The sequence below is a fragment of the Amycolatopsis bartoniae genome (assembly GCF_014191255.1).
GTDB classification, from domain to species: domain Bacteria; phylum Actinomycetota; class Actinomycetes; order Mycobacteriales; family Pseudonocardiaceae; genus Amycolatopsis_E; species Amycolatopsis_E bartoniae.
The window spans coordinates 1366703-1380746 of sequence record NZ_JACHWH010000001.1; the positions used below are offsets into that span (position 1 = coordinate 1366703).

The 14044-nt window shown below is 71.1% G+C and carries 19 protein-coding genes; 6 read left to right on the forward strand and 13 right to left on the reverse strand.

What is annotated here, in order from left to right:
* Positions 1-2 precede the first annotated feature (2 nt).
* Genes FHX82_RS06650 through FHX82_RS06670 form a run of 5 tightly spaced genes read right to left on the reverse strand, consistent with a single transcriptional unit; the run spans position 3 to position 3025 of the window.
* Positions 3-365, reverse strand: coding sequence for a VOC family protein (locus FHX82_RS06650; RefSeq protein WP_145938590.1), 363 nt, complete (start codon positions 363-365; stop codon positions 3-5).
* Between the two features lie 5 nt (positions 366-370).
* Entirely contained in the window at positions 371-1750 is a 1380-nt protein-coding gene (locus tag FHX82_RS06655; RefSeq protein ID WP_145938578.1) for a HAMP domain-containing sensor histidine kinase, read from the reverse strand.
* On the reverse strand, positions 1750-2430 hold the full coding sequence (locus FHX82_RS06660; RefSeq protein WP_145938577.1) for a response regulator: 681 nt from the start codon (positions 2428-2430) through the stop codon (positions 1750-1752). The genes FHX82_RS06655 and FHX82_RS06660 overlap by 1 nt, the downstream gene beginning before the upstream one ends.
* A gap of 14 nt (positions 2431-2444) precedes the next feature.
* Entirely contained in the window at positions 2445-2618 is a 174-nt protein-coding gene (locus FHX82_RS06665) for a hypothetical protein (protein ID WP_229880520.1), read from the reverse strand.
* Complete coding sequence (locus FHX82_RS06670; protein WP_145938576.1) at positions 2615-3025, reverse strand: hypothetical protein; 411 nt, start codon at positions 3023-3025, stop codon at positions 2615-2617. The genes FHX82_RS06665 and FHX82_RS06670 overlap by 4 nt, the downstream gene beginning before the upstream one ends.
* A gap of 65 nt (positions 3026-3090) precedes the next feature.
* On the opposite strand from FHX82_RS06670, the gene FHX82_RS06675 reads away from it, so the two are divergent.
* The gene (locus FHX82_RS06675) at positions 3091-3900 is read left to right on the forward strand and encodes a LamB/YcsF family protein (RefSeq protein ID WP_145938575.1); all 810 of its coding nucleotides are present in this window, start codon (positions 3091-3093) and stop codon (positions 3898-3900) included.
* Here FHX82_RS06675 and FHX82_RS06680 read toward each other — a convergent pair.
* Positions 3875-5101 (reverse strand): cytochrome P450, encoded by a 1227-nt coding sequence (locus tag FHX82_RS06680; RefSeq protein ID WP_145938574.1) that lies wholly within the window; start codon positions 5099-5101, stop codon positions 3875-3877. The two genes, FHX82_RS06675 and FHX82_RS06680, sit on opposite strands and share 26 nt — an antisense overlap.
* Complete coding sequence (locus FHX82_RS06685) at positions 5101-5868, reverse strand: alpha/beta fold hydrolase (protein WP_145938573.1); 768 nt, start codon at positions 5866-5868, stop codon at positions 5101-5103. The genes FHX82_RS06680 and FHX82_RS06685 overlap by 1 nt, the downstream gene beginning before the upstream one ends.
* Positions 5869-6099: 231 nt before the next feature.
* Between FHX82_RS06685 and FHX82_RS06690 the strand changes: the two genes are divergently transcribed.
* Positions 6100-6420 (forward strand): hypothetical protein, encoded by a 321-nt coding sequence (locus tag FHX82_RS06690; RefSeq protein ID WP_145938572.1) that lies wholly within the window; start codon positions 6100-6102, stop codon positions 6418-6420.
* A gap of 79 nt (positions 6421-6499) precedes the next feature.
* Positions 6500-6967: an RICIN domain-containing protein gene (locus FHX82_RS06695; RefSeq protein ID WP_183176501.1), complete on the forward strand. Its 468-nt coding sequence runs from the start codon at positions 6500-6502 to the stop codon at positions 6965-6967.
* 73 nt (positions 6968-7040) lie between these two features.
* On the opposite strand, the gene FHX82_RS06700 is transcribed toward FHX82_RS06695, so the two are convergent.
* Genes FHX82_RS06700 through FHX82_RS06715 form a run of 4 tightly spaced genes read right to left on the reverse strand, consistent with a single transcriptional unit; the run spans position 7041 to position 9508 of the window.
* Positions 7041-7274: a hypothetical protein gene (locus FHX82_RS06700; protein WP_145938570.1), complete on the reverse strand. Its 234-nt coding sequence runs from the start codon at positions 7272-7274 to the stop codon at positions 7041-7043.
* The gene (locus FHX82_RS06705) at positions 7271-7498 is read right to left on the reverse strand and encodes a non-oxidative hydroxyarylic acid decarboxylases subunit D (protein ID WP_145938569.1); all 228 of its coding nucleotides are present in this window, start codon (positions 7496-7498) and stop codon (positions 7271-7273) included. The genes FHX82_RS06700 and FHX82_RS06705 overlap by 4 nt, the downstream gene beginning before the upstream one ends.
* A gap of 11 nt (positions 7499-7509) precedes the next feature.
* Positions 7510-8934 carry a non-oxidative hydroxyarylic acid decarboxylases subunit C gene (locus FHX82_RS06710; protein WP_145938568.1) on the reverse strand — a complete coding sequence of 475 codons (1425 nt, stop codon included), beginning with the start codon at positions 8932-8934 and terminating at the stop codon, positions 7510-7512.
* A 7-nt stretch (positions 8935-8941) separates the two neighbouring features.
* Entirely contained in the window at positions 8942-9508 is a 567-nt protein-coding gene (locus tag FHX82_RS06715; protein WP_145938567.1) for a non-oxidative hydroxyarylic acid decarboxylases subunit B, read from the reverse strand.
* Between the two features lie 58 nt (positions 9509-9566).
* Between FHX82_RS06715 and FHX82_RS06720 the strand changes: the two genes are divergently transcribed.
* The gene (locus FHX82_RS06720; RefSeq protein ID WP_145938566.1) at positions 9567-9971 is read left to right on the forward strand and encodes a MarR family winged helix-turn-helix transcriptional regulator; all 405 of its coding nucleotides are present in this window, start codon (positions 9567-9569) and stop codon (positions 9969-9971) included.
* A 48-nt stretch (positions 9972-10019) separates the two neighbouring features.
* Here the strand turns inward: FHX82_RS06720 and FHX82_RS06725 are convergent, their stop codons facing one another.
* Positions 10020-10661, reverse strand: coding sequence for an FMN-dependent NADH-azoreductase (locus FHX82_RS06725; protein WP_145938565.1), 642 nt, complete (start codon positions 10659-10661; stop codon positions 10020-10022).
* Between the two features lie 85 nt (positions 10662-10746).
* On the opposite strand from FHX82_RS06725, the gene FHX82_RS06730 reads away from it, so the two are divergent.
* Positions 10747-11226, forward strand: coding sequence for a MarR family winged helix-turn-helix transcriptional regulator (locus FHX82_RS06730; protein WP_183176502.1), 480 nt, complete (start codon positions 10747-10749; stop codon positions 11224-11226).
* A 4-nt stretch (positions 11227-11230) separates the two neighbouring features.
* Here FHX82_RS06730 and FHX82_RS06735 read toward each other — a convergent pair whose 3' ends face one another.
* Positions 11231-11470 carry a hypothetical protein gene (locus tag FHX82_RS06735; protein ID WP_145938564.1) on the reverse strand — a complete coding sequence of 80 codons (240 nt, stop codon included), beginning with the start codon at positions 11468-11470 and terminating at the stop codon, positions 11231-11233.
* A 127-nt stretch (positions 11471-11597) separates the two neighbouring features.
* Between FHX82_RS06735 and FHX82_RS06740 the strand changes: the two genes are divergently transcribed.
* Positions 11598-13961 carry a Tex family protein gene (locus FHX82_RS06740; protein ID WP_308431556.1) on the forward strand — a complete coding sequence of 788 codons (2364 nt, stop codon included), beginning with the start codon at positions 11598-11600 and terminating at the stop codon, positions 13959-13961.
* Positions 13962-14044 lie beyond the last annotated feature (83 nt).

A 14044-nucleotide genomic window follows, 5' to 3' on the forward strand; every position in this document is an offset into this window, starting at 1 on the left:
GGTCAACCCCGCGTCCACAGGCAGAACGGGTGACCGGCCGGGTCGAGGCACACGCGCACGTCGTCCTGCGGCTGGAAGTCCGCCACCTTCGCGCCCGCCGCCGTGGCCAGTTCCACCGCCGCCGCGAGGTCGTCCACCTCGATGTCCAGGTGCAGCTGCATCTGCTGGTCCGCCCGCCCGGCCGGCCACACCGGCGGCGTGTGCTCGGTCTCCGTCTGGAACGACAGACCCGCGCCGCCGTCCTCGGGCCGCAACGTCACCCAGTCCGGCTCGTCCGTGCCGATGGGCCAGCCGAGGAGCTTCTGGTAGAAGTCCGCCAGCCCACGCGGATCGGGCGTGCCCAGTACGGTCGAGGTCAGCTTCAGTCGCGTCACGATCCGAGCGTAGGACGACCACCCGCCGGTGGCAGCGCGATCGTGAACGCGGCGCCGCCCTCGGGAGCCGGGCCCGCGGAGATCGTCCCGCCCATCCGCGTCACCAGGCCGTGCGCCAGCGCCAGGCCGATCCCCGACCCGACCGGGCGCCGCCCGCGGTACTTCGCGTTCAGCGTGCCCCGTTCGAACGCCACCGCGTAGTCCTCCGGCGCCAGCCCTGGGCCGCCGTCACGCACCTGGAGCACTCCCGCTCCGCTCAACGACAGCGTCAACGGCGCCCCGGCCGGAGTCACGCGCAACGCGTTCTCCGCCAGACCGTCCAGCACCTGCCGCAACCGCCGGGCGTCGGCGACCGCGAACACCGGTTCGGGTGGCAGCTCGACGTGGAAGTCCACTCCCGCGCGCTCGCACCGCGTCCGCCACACCTGCGCGCAGTGCCGCACGGTGTCGGTCAGGTCCACCTCCGCCAGGTCCAGCCGGAACTCGTCCGCGCCGAGCCGCGCGAGGTCGAGCAGGTCACTCACCAGCCGTTCCAGCCGCCCGGACTCCTGGCGGATCGTCTCCCCCGCCCGCCGCGCCTCCTCTCCGGAGACGACCCCGTCCGCGAGCGACTCCGCGAACCCGTGCACCGCCGTCAGCGGCGTGCGCAGCTCATGGGACACCGACAGCAGGAACTCCCGCTGCCGGGCCTCGCTCTGCTGCAACGCGACCGCCAGCTCGTTCACCGCCGTCGCGACCTCCGCCACCTCGGCCGGGCCTTCCACCGGCACCCGCAGGTCCCGCCGTCCCTGCCGCATCGTCGCCGCCACGTCCGCCGTGCGCCGCAACGGCCGCGCCAGCAGCCGCCCGAGCAGCAGCCCGGCCGCGGCCGCCACCAGCAGCCCGGCACCCAGCGACAACAGGATGTCGCGCACCAGCGTGCGTTGCGCGGCCCGGCCCGTCTGCACCGGCGCCACCAACGCGAACCCCACCCCCGTTCCCACGCCGCGTGCCTCGACGAGGTACTGCTGCCCCGCCACGGTCCGGCTCGCGGAGATCACCTGTCCCGCGGTGATCCCGCTCAGCCCGGCCTCCATCGCGGCACGGGCGGCCGCGGCGTCGTTGCCCGGCAGCACTCCCCGTGGGCGGACCACCACGATCGAAATTCCCTGTCCCCGCAACACGTCCGCGACCTTCGGCAGCCCCAGCCGGGAGCCCAGCCCCGCCTCGTCGACCTGGCTCGCGACCACGTCCGCCTGCGCGGCCAGCGAGGTCCGCAGCACGTCCTGCCCGGCCCGGCGGACGAGCCCCGCCGCGACGAGCCCGGCGACGAGCACCGCGACCCCGGCGACGGCCAGGCACAGCGCGGTGATGCGGAACGCCAGCGAACGGCGCATCAGGGCGCGTCCGCCGCGTACCCGACGCCCCGGACCGTCCTGATCGGACTCGCGTCGCCGAGTTTCGCCCGCAGCTGCGCCACGTGCACGTCGACGGTGCGAGTGCCGGCCGACGCGGCGTAGCCCCACACCGCGCTCAGCAGGTGCTCCCGCTCGAACACCCGCCCCGGCCGCCGCATCAGCTGCGCCAGCAGCTCGAACTCGGTCGAGGTCAGCGCGACCTCGCGCTCGCCTGCCCACACCCGCCGCCCGGGCACGTCGATCCGGACCTCGCCCAGCGACAGCACCTCCGCGGGGGCGCCGTGCGCGCGGCGCAGCACGGCGCGGACCCGGGCGGCGAGCTCGCGCGGGCTGAACGGTTTGGTCACGTAGTCGTCGGCACCCAGCTCCAGCCCGAGCAGGCGGTCCACCTCGTCGTCGCGGGCGGTGACGAACAGGACGGGCGTCCAGTCGCCGCCCGCGCGCAGCGTCCGGCAGACCTCGACGCCGTCCTTTCCGGACAGTCCGATGTCGAGCACGACGGCGACCGGCCGCAGCCGGCGCACGGCCGCGAGCGCGGCGTCACCGTCGCTCTCGACGTGCACGCCGAACCCGTCCCGCCGCAGGTAGAGCGCGATCAGCTCGGCGATCGCGGGCTCGTCCTCGACGACCAGGACGAGACCACGGCCGGGTGCGGACACGGGCTCTCCCGGGGTCAGGGCGAGCCGTCGCCCGCCAGCTCGGAGTCGATCGCGTCCAGCGTAGTCTGGATCCGGCTCAGTTCGTCCTGTGGTTGTGGCGCGGGCGCGCTCGCCTGCTCGTGGCAGCCCGCGCAGCACAGCGCGAACACGCCCAGCGCCACGGCCACCACGGCCCTGCGCACGCTCACTTCGCCACGCAGTGCGCGGTCTTGAACGCGTTCAGCCGGTCCTGCGCGGACTTGAGGTCGTCCAACCGCCCGGCACGCCGGTCCGCGCGCACCACCAGCTGGTCGGCCGCCTTGGTGTGGCCCTTGGCCCGCTGCGCGTCCGCGCGGGCGCGCAGCCACGCCACCGAGCCCTTGGTGTTCGCGTCGCCGTTGATCCGGGCGGTGAGCTTCGCCCGGTGGTCGAGCATCTTCGGCAGCACGTCGGCGCACAGGTGCTGGGACTCCTCGGGGCTCAGCGTGACCGGCGCGTACGTGGGGGTCGTAGGCTCGGTGGTCTCGGTGGTCTCGGCGGACGCCGCGGGAACGCCCGCGGCGAGCGCCACGACGGCGCCGCAGCCCGCGACCGCGGCACGGATGGGAAGACGCATGTGGTTTCCTCCTTCGTTCTCCGGCACCGACTGTGCCCGGTGCGGGTTCGAGGAAGGTGGCCGCGATGTTCGAGTTCGGTAAGGAACGGGGAGGGGACGCGCAAGTGATCGACCTGAACAGCGACCTCGGCGAGGGTTTCGGCATCTGGCCGCTGACCCACGACGACGCGCTCCTGGACATCGTGACCAGCGCGAACGTGGCGTGCGGCTTCCACGCCGGCGACCCGAGCGTGCTGCGCCGCGTCACGGCGCGGGCCGCCGCGCGGGGCATCGCCGTCGGGGCGCAGGTGGGGTACCGTGACCTCGCCGGGTTCGGCCGCCGGTTCATCGACGTCGACCCCGCCGAGCTGGTCAACGACGTGATCTACCAGATCGCCGCGCTCGACGGGTTCGCCCGCGTCGCCGGGACCCGCGTGAGCTACGTGAAGCCGCACGGCGCGCTGTACAACGCGATCGTGCACCACGCGAAGCAGGCGGCGGCGGTCGTCGAAGCGGTGAAGGCCTACGACGCGACGCTGCCGGTGCTCGGCCTGCCCGGTTCGGAATGGTTGCGCCAGGCCGAAAACGCGGGTCTGCGGCCGGTGCGCGAGGCGTTCGCCGACCGCGCCTACACCCCCGAGGGCACGCTGGTTTCGCGACGCGAGCCGGGCGCCGTCGTGCACGACGCGGAGGCCGTGGTGCGCCGCGTCGTGCGGATGGCCACCGAGGGCACGGTGGTCGCGATCGACGGCAGCGTCGTCGAGGTCGAGCCCGAGTCGGTGTGCGTGCACGGCGACACGCCCGGCGCGGTCGACATCGCCCGCGGGGTGCGGGAAGCACTGGTGCGCGAGGGCGTGGAGCTGCGCCCCTTCACCAGCGCAGCGGCAGGTGCGTGATCCCGTTGATGAAGTTCGACGTCAGGTGTCGCACCTCGCCGTCGAGGCTCACTTCGGGCAGCCGGAGGAACTCCCGGAAGAAGATCCGCAGCTGCAACCGTCCGAAGTGGGCACCGAGGCACAGGTGCGGGCCCTGGCCGAACGCGAGGTGCTCGTTGGGTTCGCGCGTGACGTCGAACCGGTACGGGTCGGGGAAGGCGCGCTCGTCGAAGTGCGCCGACGCGAAGTAGACGACCACCTTGTCGCCCGCGCGGATCCGTTGCCCGCCCAGTTCGGTATCACGCGCGGCGGTGCGGCGAAAGGTCAGCACGGGCGGGTGCCAGCGCAGCATTTCCTCGACGGCGCCGGGCAGCAGGGCGGGATCCGCCCGCAGCCGCCGGTACTCCCCGGGGTGCTCGACGAGCGCGAGCACCCCGCCGGGCAGCGCGCTGCGCACGGTGTCGTTGCCCGCGATCACCACGAGGAAGAAGAACATCTGCAGCTCGGCGTCGTCGAGGGCGCGGCCGTCGACCTCGGCGTGCACGAGCGCGGTCATCAGGTCGTCGGCGGGACGGGCGCGTTTCTCGGCGGCGAGCTGCTGCGCGTAGGCGAACATGTCGGCGAGCATCGCGGGTGAGCGCGGGTTGACGGGTTTCCCCTGCTCGTCGCGGACGATCTCGGCGTGTTCCGGGTCCTGGTAGCCGATCACGCGGTTCGTCCACTTCAGCAGCAGCCCGCGGTCGCCGGGCGGCACGCCGAGCAGGTCGGCGAGGTTGAGCAGCGGGAAGTCGTCGGTGACGTCGGCGGGCAGGTCGCAGCGGCCGTCGACGGCGCCGAGGAGGTTCCGGGCGCGTTCGGCGATCAGGTCGGTGAAGCGTTCCAGGCGGCGGCGCGTGAACACGGCGGCGACGATGCGGCGCAACCGGTTGTGCTCCGGCGGGTCCATGTTGAGGATCATGCGGCGGATGAACGCGAGGTCGTCCGGTTCCGGGTCGCGGATCTGGGTGGCGCCGAGCCACGACGAGTACACCTCGGGGGTGCGCAGGACGTGCTTCACGTCGGCGTAGCGCGTGACGGCCCAGTAGCCGGGGCCGGCGGGCCAGCCCAGGACCTCGTGTTCTTCCTGCCAGGACACGGGTTCGGTGTCGCGGAGGCGGCGGAACTCCTCGTGCGGCAGGCCGCGTGCGAACACCCTCGGGTCGAAGACGTCCGCGCGGGTCATCAGTGCTGGTCCAGGAACACTTCGATCGCGTTGGCGAGGGTGACGGGCACCTCGTCGGCGGCGTAGTGCCCCGCGTCGGGCAGGACTTCGAGCTCCAGCTTCGGGTACCACTGGGCGAACGTCGTGAGCATCGCCTGCTCGCCGAGCGCGGGGTCGTGCTCGCCGACGAACACCTTGACCGGCACCTCCGCGCCGGCGATGCGGTCGGAGAAGTCGGTGCGGGCCCAGGCGTTCAGGTACGCGGCGAAGGCATCCTTGTCGGAGTTTTCGAGGGAGTGCTGGACCATGCCGTCGAGCCACGCGTCGGGATGCCGTCCGCCCGTGGTGAAGTCGATGATGGTGCGCCGCTTGGCCGCGTCCTCGGCGGCGCCGGAGAACAGCTGCCACGTCTCGTCGTCGAACGGCACGCCACTGGCGGGCACGGGCGAGACGCCGACGAGGGCGCGGACGCGTTCGGGCGCGTCGGCGTAGAGCCACTGCATGACGCTGCCGCCCATGGAGTGCCCGACGAGCGAGAACCGCTCGTCGCCGCGCTGGTCGGCGAGCGCGAGCACGTCGGCGGCGGCCTCGGCGATCGTGTGCTCGCCGGGCTCGCCGCGGCGGGCGCCGTAGCCGCGGTAGTCGGGGAAGACGTAGGTGAACCGCTCGGCGTCCAGGTGCGGGATCAGGTTGTCCCACGCCCGCCCCGACCCGAACCACCCGTGCAGGACGAACACGATGTGCCCGCCGGTACCGACAACGTTGCTGGTCACGTGCGCCTCCCTCATCGAGCAGCTCCGAGCTTGACACATCCGGCGCGGTTGCGCACCGGTTCGGTGGTGCGTCGGTCCGATCCGATGCGTCCCCGCCCCCGGCGTGGGTGCTGGTCGTCGCGGTGGGACGTCCCGGGGCGTCCCGGGATCCGGCGAACGGGTACCGCGCCGCCCGGGCGACCGGGATGGTCCCGTCCTGTGGTGCCCGGGCCTCCCGCACCACATCCGGCAACGAAGGGAAAGACCGTGAACATTCGCTCGACTCGCGTCCGCGCGCCGGTGGCCGCGGCCGCCCTGGTCTCCGGCACAGCGGTGTCGTTCGGGGCACCCGAAGCCAGTGCGGCGGGCTGTCCGACCAACGCCCAGGTCGTCTGCTGGTCCTTCCCGCTGCCGACCAGAACAGGATCGAATCCGTGCGCAACCGCACGAACTGCCGGCTCTACCTCGTACTACTGCACCTCGTCCACCGGCTGGTGCGACCAGGAGTGGATGAAGCAGCAGTCCGAAGACGGCACGATCGCCCCGCTCAACGCCATCGACGGGTTCCAGTTCACCGCACCCCGTTGAGCACCCCGTCCACCCGACGCACGCCAGGGAGCAGATCATGCGTATGTTGAGAGCACTTCTGCCGTTGTTGTTGCTGGGCATGGCGATCCTGCCCGGCACGGGATCAGCCGGGGCCTCCACACCGGTTCCGATGGACGTGTACCGCGCCTGGCTGGTCAACTCGAATTCGGGGTACTGCCTCGCCGCTTCGGAATCGCCGGGCGAACAACCCGTGGTCCAGACGGGCTGCTCCGGCGAAGTCGTCGACTGGTCGATCGTCGACCTGGCGGGGACCGACCGGCACAGCATCGACACCGCGTACGGCCCCCTGCGATGCGTCGCAGCCCGTGGCACGACCGAATCCCAGGCGGTGGCCACCGACTGCTGGCAGGGTTATGACGACCAGGTCTGGCACATCACGCACAACTATTCGAACAACACGTACCAGTTCAGGAACGTGAACTCCAAGCTGTGCCTCGCCGCCCGTGGAACCTCGATGGGAACGCCCGCGATACAGACGACGTGCGGCGCCTGGGCCGACCAATGGTGGTGGATCTATCCGGAGTGAACCGCACCGCGCGGAGCTGCGGACGCGAAGGGACAGGCCGGTGACGCACCCAGACGGTCACCGGCCTGTCGGCCTACTCCCCCGCGACCCTCCGGTGGTGCTGGAACGGCCACTGGTGCACGGGCCGCGCCACCAGCTCCTCCGGCGGGTCGGGCAGCTTCGCCACGCCGCGGGCGATCACCACGATCCGGTCCTGCCCGCCGAGGTAGATGTCGGCCTCCCGCTGGACCGTCGCCTCCACCCAGCGCAGCAGGTCGTCCCGACGCCCGGGGACCGCGCGGACCTCCCACATCAGCGTGTCGCTCACCGGGCGGCCCGCAGCGGCGGTACGGCCGGGACCTCCGGCGCGTTGTCGATGTCGGCCCGCGTCATGCGGAACTCCTCCGGGTACAGCTCACGCTGCGTGCGGCGCGCGGGTTCCGTGGTGCGCCAGGTGTAGAGGCACAGCTGACACTGGTGCACCTCCCATACCCCGGGCACCGGCGAGTCCGCCAGCTTGGCCAGCACCTCGTGACCACAACGAGGACACATGCGAATTCTCCTTACCGCTCGGCGAGCATGCCCTGCAGCCGGGTGAGCCACGCGGCGGCCTCGGGCAGGTCGCGCACCGGCTGGCTGTAGTGCCCGCGGTTGTCGGGGGCGACCGGGGTGGTCGCGTCGATGATCAGCTTGTTCGTGATGCCCGCGGGGTGTGAGCCGGGATCCAGCTCCACCACGGGCAAATTAGGAATGTTGACAATGTCACCAGCCGCATTGACTTTTGTTGACAATGCCCACATCACCTGCGGCAGGTTGAACGGGTCGACGTCCTCGTCCACCAGGATCACCATCTTGACGTAGCCCAGCCCGTGCGGCGTGGTCATCGCGCGCATGCCGACGGCCTTCGCGAACCCGCCGTAGCGCTTCTTCGTCGAGACGATCGCGAGCAGCCCGTGCGTGTACATCGCGTTGACCGCCTGCACCTCGGGGAACTCGCGCTTGAGCTGCTGGTAGATGGGCACGCAGGTGCTGGCGCCGATCAGGTAGTCGACCTCCGTCCATGGCATGCCGAGGTACAGCGACTCGAAGATCGGGTTGCTGCGGTAGGAGATCCGGTCGATGCGCACCACGGTCATGTTGCGCCCGCCCGAATAGTGGCCGGTGAACTCGCCGAACGGGCCTTCGATCTCCCGCTTCCGGCCCTCGATCACGCCTTCCAGCACCACTTCCGAGCCCCACGGCACGTCGAGCCCGGTGAGCGGCGCCGTCGCGATCGGCGCGGGCGCGCCCCGCAGGGCACCGGCCATCTCGTACTCGCTCTGGTCGTAGGCCATCGGTGTGCTCGCGACGATCGTCATCACCGGGTCGTTGCCGAGCGTGATCGCGACCGGCAGGTCCTCGCCCGCCTGCTCGGCCTTGTTCAGGTGCAGCGCGACGTCGTGCATCGGCACCGGCTGCAGGCCCAGCTTCGCGCGGCCCTTGACCTCCATCCGGTACACGCCGACGTTCTGCTTCCCGAAGTGGTCCGGGTCCTCCGGGTCGCGCGAGATCACCGCCGCCTTGTCGAGGTAGAACCCGCCGTCCCCGTCGTTGAGCCGGAACAGCGGCAGCACCCGGAACAAATCGACGTCGTCACCCTCCAGGGTGTTCTCCGCCCACGGCGGGTTCTCGCGCCGCTCGGGCGCAACCGGGAACGTCTCCCAGCGGCGGATGAACTCCGCAACCTGCTCCTTCACCGGCAGCTCCGGCGGCAGGCCGAGCGCGAGCGCGTGGTTGGCCCAGGAACCGTGCACGTTCAAGGCGATGCGCGCGTCGGTGAACCCGGTGACGTTGTCGAAGTACAGCGCGGGCGCCCGGTCGCCGAGCCGCGCGGCGGCGTTCGCGGCGGCGCCCAGGTCCGGTTCGGGGTCCACCTGCTCGGGGATCCGCAGCAGCTGCCCCTCCTTGTCGAGTGCGTCCAAAAAGGACCGTAGATCGTCGTAGGCCATGGTTCTCCTATCGGTGCAGGCCGGACCAGCGGCGGGCGCGGGGCGCGGGCAGGTCGAACTGGTCCAGCACGCGGGCGACGAGGTGGTCGAGCACGTCGTCCACGGACTCGGGGTTGTTGTAGAAGGCCGGCATCGGCGGCACGATCGACACGCCCATCCGCGCCAGCGCGAGCATGTTCTCGAGGTGGATCTCGCTCAGCGGCGTCTCCCGCGGCACCAGCACGAGCTTGCGGCGCTCCTTGAGCACGACATCCGCGGCGCGGCCGATGAGCCCGTCGGCGTACCCGGCGCGGATGCCGGCGAGCGACTTCATGCTGCACGGGATCACCACCATCCCGTCGGTGCGGAACGAACCGGACGAGATGCTCGCCGCCTGGTTGCCCGAGCCGTGCACGACGTCCGCGAGCTTCGCGACTTCCCTTGCGCTGTAAGGAGTTTCCAGCTCGATGGTGGTGCGCGCCCACCGGCTGAGCACCAGGTGCGTCTCGACGTCGTCCAGCTCGCGCAGCGTCTCGAGCAGCCGCACGCCCAGCGGCGCCCCAGTCGCACCCGTCATCCCCACGATCAACCGCACGACACCCTCCCTCGATGGTTCGTATACGAACCTTTCGTGTTCACACTACCATCGCGGAATGTCCCGAGTCGACGAAGCGGTGTTCCATCTCATGCGCCGGGTACTGCAGGAGCACGGCGCGCGCTGGCAGGCGAAGCTGCCGAACCTGACGAAGCCGCAGTACGCGGTGCTCGTGGTGATCGACGAGGGTGAGGAGGTCGACCAGGCGACGGTGGGTCAGCAGGCGGCCATCGACAAGGCAACCCTGGCCGGGCTCATGCTGCGCATGGAACAGCGTGGGCTCATCACCCGCACGGTGGGCGCGGACCGGCGGCGGCGCATCCTGCGCCTCACCGAGGCCGGCCGCGAGGTACTCGCGGAGGCCAAAGAAGTCGCGGACGAGGTGAACGGCTCGATGCTCGCTCGCCTCGACGAACCTGAGCACAATCAGCTCAGAGGATTGTTGACAAAACTAACAGCTTAAAATCCGACAAGAGGACCTTCCGACCAGACAGCCGGAAGGTCCCCCGTCTCAGGCGATCGCGGGAGCCCAGAGCCCGTCGATCTCGCGTTCCGCCGCCGCCAGGCTCTGTTCCGCCAGCGGGATCAGCTCCGCCATCGCCGGGTTCACGGAAGCCAGCGTCAGCTCGGCCACGATGAACCGCGGCTCCAGTCCCGTTAGCGCCAGCCCGTGCGGCAGCCACGGCGACGCGTGGTCCCAGCCCTCGCGCGGAGTGCCCTCGCCGTAACCGCCACCACGCGCGGCGAGCACCAGCAGCTCACGGCCCCCGAGCAGTCCGGCGTTGTTCTCCATGTCGACGGACAACCCGGGAACGATCAGGTGGTCCACCCACGCCTTGACGGTGCTCGGCGGCCCGTAGTTGTAGAGCGGCAACCCCAGCAGGATCGTGTCAGCGCGCTTGACGTCGTTCACGACCTCCTCCATCACCGCGAAGGCCGCGGCATGCTGGTCGGTCCGCTCCGCGGGCGGCACCTTCCGGGCCGCATCGCTCTCGGCGCCGAAGTGCGGAAGCGGCTCCGCGGCGAGGTCGCGGTAGGTGACCGTGCCGTCCGGGTGCGCCTTCCGCCAGGCCGCCGCCGCCCGCGCGGTGAGCTTGCGGGTCACGGAGCTCTCGCCCTGGATGCTCGAGTCGATGTGCAGGAGATGAGGCATGTCGTTTGACCGTCCGTAGATAGTTTATGTTGGACAAACTATTTGTACCACGCGTATCGCTGCTGCGGGAACGTAGAATGAGTTCATGGCCTCCCTGCCGGTCGTGAAGCAGCCGCCGCCCCGCGTGGGCGCGCTGCTCGACCACCTGTCGCGGCGCATCCGGCTGCGTTCGGAGTCCGTGCTCGCGCCGCTGGGCCTGCGGCCCCGGCACCTGCTCGCCCTCACGGTGCTGCGCGACCTCGGCGGCAGCAGCCAGCAGGCGCTGGCCCGCACGCTGGAGATGGACGGGACGAACGTCGTCGGCCTGCTCAACGACCTGGAGGCCGACCACCTCGTCGAGCGGCGCCGGTCTCCGGAGGACCGCCGCAGGCACGTCGTCGAGCTCACCGACGCCGGCGCGCAGTGGCTGGCGAAGGCCGAGTGCGCGCTCGCGTCCGTGGAGGACGAGGTGTTCGCCGAGCTCGACCACGACCAGCGCGCGACGCTCTACTCCCTGCTGCGCCAGGCGATGCGGGACTGCCCGCCGAGCCCGGCCGGCTGCATCGCGGAACCGCCGTCCTGCTGACCCGCTAGCACCACGGAACTTCCTGCTCCTCCCACAGGACCGCCTTGTGCAGCGCCTCGACGAGCTTCTCGTCGTCCTCCTCCGACGGGTCCTCCCCGAAGGGCACCCACCGCTGCGCCACGAGCGCGCCGTCCTCGTACCCGGCCAGCAGAATTCCGGGATACGAAAGGGAAACCGGGCGCCCACCGGCATCGACGGTGACATGCTTGAGCTGCAGCGCCACCCGGACCGCCCTTTCGACCATGCTCCGGCAGTCGCGGGAGAGCGGGATTTGGTTACCGGCCGGTTTTCGGCAACCCTGTCCGGACGGGCGCCCGCGAGCGCAGGCACAATGCAGGCCGGACATCTCGACCAGGGAGTGGATCAGGAACGTGACAGGCGTCGTGCAGTCGATCGAGCAGAGGATCGCCGAGGAGCTCGGCGTGCGGGAGGGGCAGGTCAAGGCGGCCGTAGACCTCCTCGACGGCGGCTCGACGGTGCCGTTCATCGCGCGGTACCGCAAGGAAGCCACCGGGATGCTCGACGACGCCCAGCTGCGCACGCTCGAGGAGCGGCTGCGGTACCTGCGGGAGCTGGACGAGCGGCGCCTGGCCGTGCTCGACTCCATCCGCACCCAGGGCAAGCTGACCGAGGAGCTGGAGGAGCAGATCCGGCTCGCCGACACCAAGGCGCGCCTGGAGGACATCTACCTGCCCTACAAGCCGAAGCGGCGCACGAAGGCGCAGATCGCCCGCGAGGCCGGGCTGGAGCCGCTGGCCGACGGGCTGCTGAACGACCCGTCGACCGACCCGCAGGCCGCCGCCGCGGTGTTCGTCGACGCCGAGAAGGGCGTGGCCGACGCACAGGCGGCCCTCGACGGCGCCCGCGCGATCCTGGTGGAGCGCTTCGGCGAGGACGCGGACCTGATCGGCGAGCTGCGCGAGAAGATGTGGGCGCAGGGCAGGCTCGCGTCGAAGGTGCGCGCGGGCAAGGAGACCGATGGCGCGAAGTTCTCCGACTACTTCGACTTCTCCGAGCCGTTCACGAAGATGCCGTCGCACCGCGTGCTGGCGATGTTCCGCGGCGAGAAGGAAGAGGTGCTCGACCTCACGATCGAGCCCGAGGAGCCCAGCGACGAGCCCCGCGTGGGCCCGAGCGAGTACGAGCAGCGCATCGCGCAGCGGTTCGGCATCTCGAACGAGGGCCGTCCGGCCGACAAGTGGCTGCAGGACACGGTGCGCTGGGCGTGGCGCACGAAGATCCTGCTGCACCTGGGCATCGACCTGCGGCTGCGGCTGCGCCAGGCCGCGGAGGACGACGCGGTGAAGGTGTTCGCCGCGAACCTGCGTGACCTGCTGCTCGCCGCTCCCGCCGGCACCCGCGCGACGATGGGCCTCGACCCGGGCTTCCGCACCGGCGTCAAGGTGGCGGTCGTGGACGCGACCGGCAAGGTCGTCGCCACGGACACGATCTACCCGCACCAGCCCGCGAACCGGTGGGACGAGTCGATCGCGAAGCTGGCCGTGCTGACGGCGAAGCACCAGGTCGAGCTGATCGCGATCGGCAACGGCACGGCGTCGCGGGAGACGGACAAGCTGGCGCTTGAGCTGATCAAGAAGCACCCGGAGCTGAAGCTGACGAAGGCCGTCGTGTCGGAGGCCGGCGCGTCGGTGTACTCGGCGTCGGCGTTCGCGTCGCAGGAGCTGCCGGGCATGGACGTGTCGCTGCGCGGCGCGGTGTCGATCGCGCGGCGCCTGCAGGACCCACTGGCGGAGCTGGTGAAGATCGACCCGAAGTCGATCGGCGTGGGGCAGTACCAGCACGACGTGTCCGAGGTCTCGCTGTCGCGGTCGCTGGACGCGGTGGTCGAGGACTGCGTGAACGCGGTGGGGGTGGACGTGAACACCGCGTCGGCGCCGCTGCTGACCCGGGTTTCGGGCATCACGTCGTCGCTGGCGGAGAACATCGTGAGCCACCGCGACGAGAACGGCCCGTTCCGCTCGCGCGAGGTGCTCAAGCAGGTGCCGCGGCTGGGGCCGAAGGCGTTCGAGCAGTGCGCGGGCTTCCTGCGGATCCGGGGCGGCGACGACCCGCTGGACTCGTCCAGCGTGCACCCGGAGTCGTATCCGGTGGTGCAGCGCATCCTGTCGGCGACGGGCAAGGAGCTGCGCGAGCTGATGGGCAACGAGCGGGCGCTGAAGTCGGTGCGCCCGGAGCAGTTCGTCGACGAGAACGTCGGGTTGCCGACGGTGACGGACATCCTGTCGGAGCTGGAGAAGCCGGGCCGCGACCCGCGGCCGGCGTTCAAGACCGCGACGTTCGCCGAGGGTGTCGAGAAGCTCGCCGACCTGAAGCCGGGGATGCGGCTGGAGGGTGTCGTGACGAACGTGGCCGCGTTCGGCGCGTTCATCGACATCGGCGTGCACCAGGACGGGCTCGCGCACGTGTCGGCGCTGTCGAAGAACTTCGTCAAGGACCCGCGTGACGTGGTCAAGCCGGGTGACATCGTCAAGGTGAAGGTGCTGGACGTCGACATCCCGCGCAAGCGGATCTCGCTGACGCTGCGGCTGGACGACGAGGTCGGCGGCGATGGGAGCCCGAAGCCGGCGAGGCAGCAGGGTGGCGGTGGCGGTCAGGGCCAGCGCAAGGGCGGGAACCAGCAGCGTGGCGGTGGTCAGCAGCGCAACAACCGGCGCGACACCGGCGGTGGCGGTGCGCTGGCGGACGCCCTGCGCCGGGCCGGTTACGGTCGCTGAGCCGGGAGCGGGTGCTCACCGTGCGTCGCCGCTTTTGGCGGCGTGCCACGCCGTCCGGCGGAACAATGCGCCGCCGGGTGGCG

What these genes read in the sequence shown, in the direction of transcription:
- FHX82_RS06675 (WP_145938575.1), top strand. Translation starts at nt 3,091, where the DNA reads ATGTTCGAGTTCGGTAAGGAACGGGGAGGGGACGCGCAAGTGATCGAC.
- FHX82_RS06685 (WP_145938573.1), bottom strand. Translation starts at nt 5,868, where the DNA reads ATGAGGGAGGCGCACGTGACCAGCAACGTTGTCGGTACCGGCGGGCAC.
- FHX82_RS06710 (WP_145938568.1), bottom strand. Translation starts at nt 8,934, where the DNA reads ATGGCCTACGACGATCTACGGTCCTTTTTGGACGCACTCGACAAGGAG.
- FHX82_RS06695 (WP_183176501.1), top strand. Translation starts at nt 6,500, where the DNA reads ATGGCGATCCTGCCCGGCACGGGATCAGCCGGGGCCTCCACACCGGTT.
- FHX82_RS06705 (WP_145938569.1), bottom strand. Translation starts at nt 7,498, where the DNA reads ATGTGTCCTCGTTGTGGTCACGAGGTGCTGGCCAAGCTGGCGGACTCG.
- FHX82_RS06725 (WP_145938565.1), bottom strand. Translation starts at nt 10,661, where the DNA reads ATGCCTCATCTCCTGCACATCGACTCGAGCATCCAGGGCGAGAGCTCC.
- FHX82_RS06655 (WP_145938578.1), bottom strand. Translation starts at nt 1,750, where the DNA reads ATGCGCCGTTCGCTGGCGTTCCGCATCACCGCGCTGTGCCTGGCCGTC.
- FHX82_RS06720 (WP_145938566.1), top strand. Translation starts at nt 9,567, where the DNA reads ATGTCCCGAGTCGACGAAGCGGTGTTCCATCTCATGCGCCGGGTACTG.
- FHX82_RS06680 (WP_145938574.1), bottom strand. Translation starts at nt 5,101, where the DNA reads ATGACCCGCGCGGACGTCTTCGACCCGAGGGTGTTCGCACGCGGCCTG.
- FHX82_RS06670 (WP_145938576.1), bottom strand. Translation starts at nt 3,025, where the DNA reads ATGCGTCTTCCCATCCGTGCCGCGGTCGCGGGCTGCGGCGCCGTCGTG.
- FHX82_RS06730 (WP_183176502.1), top strand. Translation starts at nt 10,747, where the DNA reads ATGGCCTCCCTGCCGGTCGTGAAGCAGCCGCCGCCCCGCGTGGGCGCG.
- FHX82_RS06735 (WP_145938564.1), bottom strand. Translation starts at nt 11,470, where the DNA reads ATGGTCGAAAGGGCGGTCCGGGTGGCGCTGCAGCTCAAGCATGTCACC.